The sequence below is a fragment of the Inquilinus sp. YAF38 genome (assembly GCF_052113205.1).
Lineage (GTDB): Bacteria > Pseudomonadota > Alphaproteobacteria > DSM-16000 > Inquilinaceae > Inquilinus.
The window spans coordinates 1-2,679 of the sequence record NZ_JBFRCU010000189.1; the positions used below are offsets into that span (position 1 = coordinate 1).

Below are 2,679 nucleotides of genomic sequence, written 5' to 3' on the forward strand. Positions count from 1 at the left end.
GTTGGCCGGCGGCCGGGGCCTCCGGATGGGGCAGGGCCGCGACCGGGGTCAGCCGGGCATGGTCCAGCTGGTCCGCCGCCACCGGCAGCGCGGCATGCGCCACCGGCTGGCGCCCGGCCAGGACCTGCGCCGGCACGACCGTGGCAAAGCGCCGGTTGGCGCCGTCCTCGACGATCGTGGTCGGGCCGTTGTGGATGTTGGTGACGGTGTTGTTGATCCGGTTGATCTCGACGTTCCGGATGTTGGTGACGTTGACGTTCCGGACATAGGTGTCGCTGACCCGGTAGGGCGGGCGGTAGGTCTCGCCCGGGCCCAGCGGGTACCAGCCGATCGGGTGGCTGTCGGCCGCCGCGGTGATGGCGGCGCCGACCGCGGCGCCGGCGAAGAAGCTGACCAGGGCCGGGGCATAGACCGGATGCGCCTCGACCGGGCCGGGCACCCAGCCCCAGCGGTCGTCGACCCGGGCCCAGCGGCCGTAATGGAAGGGCGCGAAGCCCCAGGGCTGGTCATCGACCCAGGTCCAGCCCCAGCGGTCGTCATGATCCCAGCGGCCGTAACGGTACGGCACCCAGTCGGCCGGCACGTCGGTCGGGTACCAGACCGTGCCGTAGGTCGGGGTCTCATGCCAAGTGCCGGCGGCGTCCAGGTCCTGATAGCCGGTCATGGCGCGCGAGACGTAGCGCGGCGTCGCGGACGCCGCCCGGATCCGGCCGTCGGCCCAGTCGTCCAGCGGGCTGTGGTCGGCCGATTGCGCCAGGGTGTAGCTGAATGGATCGCTGCCGCCGGCCACCCCGGTCTCGCCGCCCTGGATGTCGACCGGCCCGTCCGGCCCGCCGGCGATCTGCGCCTCGCCGGAGAACACCACCACCTGGGTCGGATCCTGGGTGGTTCCGGCGTCGATGCGGTACTCGCCCGGCCGGTCCAGCGTGACCGTGCCGCGCGGGGTGTCGACCGTCCAGGTCTCGCCCGCCTGCAGGTCGGCGATGTCGATGTTGACCGAGCCCTGGCCCAGCTGGGCGACGAAGGCCTGGTCGTCGAGCCGCTGGATGTCCAGCTCGGCCTGGTCGCCGAGATGCAGCTCGGCCGGGCCGATCTCCAGCGCCGCCCGGGCCTGCGGCTCGGTCCAGAGCGACATGCCGGAGGTCACCGGCTGGTTGCGGGCGGCGACGGCCCAGGGCTGGGCCGGGTCGGGGCGCAGCGACACCGCGCCCGAAACATCGGCCAGCCGCCCGACCCGGGCCGGCGGATCATCATCCGCTCGGGCCGGAACGATGCCGCAGAGCAGGGCCGCCGCGGCGACCCCCGTCAGGATCCGCGCTTTCATCCATCCTCCTCGGCCGCCGGCCTCGCTGAAGGCCGGGCAGCCGGCTGTCCCCGTTCGGCGCCGGCAAAGGGCCGAAGCCCGAGGCCGGGGCAAGCGCACGTCCGCAGGGCCCGAGGCTAGGTGGGGCACCCTTGCAGAAGGCTGGCCCGGAGATGAATTCGCGGTGAGGGGGCCGGCGGCAGCCTTACTTCAGCAGGCGATCGATCTCGGCCCTCAGCTCGGCATCGTCCGGCATCCGCCCGGCCGAGGCCAGCACCGCGGCGCGCAGGAACAGGGCCTGGGCCGCCAGCTCGTCGACGCCGTCCTGGGCCTGGGCCATGACCTGCTCGATCTGGTCCAGCCGCTCCGACATGCGGTCGGCGGTGGTGCCGTCCAGCGGCTCGGCCTTCGCCGCCGCGATCGCCTCCAGCAGGTCGGCGGCGACGATGCGCAGTCCCAGCCAGGCCGTCGCCGCTTCCAGCGATTGCCGCGACCGCCGGCTCTCGCCGCTGCCCAGCCGGCCGATCAGGGGTGCCGCCGCGGCCAGGCCTCGTCGGGCCTCGTCGCGCGCGTCGAGCGCCTGGGCGGCCTGCACCAGCAACAGGTCTGCGTCGAGCATCTGGGTCGATTCGGCGCCGTGCTCGAGCAGCGCCATGCCGACCAGCTCGTAGCGGCCCGCCTGCACCGCCGGCATCTCGCCATTGGCGGCATGGCCGCGCAGCCGGCCATAGAGCTCGGCGAAGGGATCCGGGGCCGTCGGCGCCGCGTCCGGCGCGGGCATCGCGGTCACCACCGGCGGCTGCGGCCAGTGGCGCAGCGCCTCGATCAGCCGGGCGGCGACCCGGGCCGAGGGCACCATCGTCGCATCGGCCGGGGGGGCGGCGGGCTGGGTCGGAGCGATCGGGGCGGCCGGCGCGGACTGCGCCTCACCGGCCGGCGGTGGCGGAGCTGCAGCCGGAGGCGCGTCGGTGGCCGGGGCGGAGGCAGGCGTGCTCGTCTCTGCCGGCGCGGGAGGTGCGGCGGCCGGTGGCTCAGCGGCGGATGCCTGAGCCTCCGGTGCGGCAGCGGGTGGTGCCGCCTCCACAGGAGCGGGCGCGTCCGACGCCGGCGCTGCGGCGGCCTCGGACGACGCGGAGGGCGTCTGACCGGAGCCGGGCGCCGGCCGGGCAGGCATCGCCGCCTCCGGCTTGGCCGGTGCCTCCGCTTGCCGAACGAGGGGCCGCGGCGGTGCCGTCGCCGGGTCGGCCAGCAGCGCATCGACCTGGGCCTGGGTCAGCCGGCCGGTGGCGGCGCCGCCGCCGGCGCGCTGGTAAAGCGCTATCGCGCGCCTGGTGCCGTCGCCGAACCGGCCGTCGACCGGGCTGTGATAATGGCCC

General features: G+C 75.4%; 2 protein-coding genes. Both read right to left on the bottom strand.

Annotation, left to right across the window (positions count from 1 at the left end):
- Nucleotides 1-1,324 (bottom strand): DUF6600 domain-containing protein (locus tag AB4Z01_RS36075; protein ID WP_441701647.1); only part of this gene is annotated, 1,324 nt, incomplete at its 3' end.
- Between the two features lie 184 nt (nucleotides 1,325-1,508).
- Nucleotides 1,509-2,679 (bottom strand): peptidoglycan-binding protein (locus tag AB4Z01_RS36080; RefSeq protein ID WP_441701649.1); only part of this gene is annotated, 1,171 nt, incomplete at its 5' end.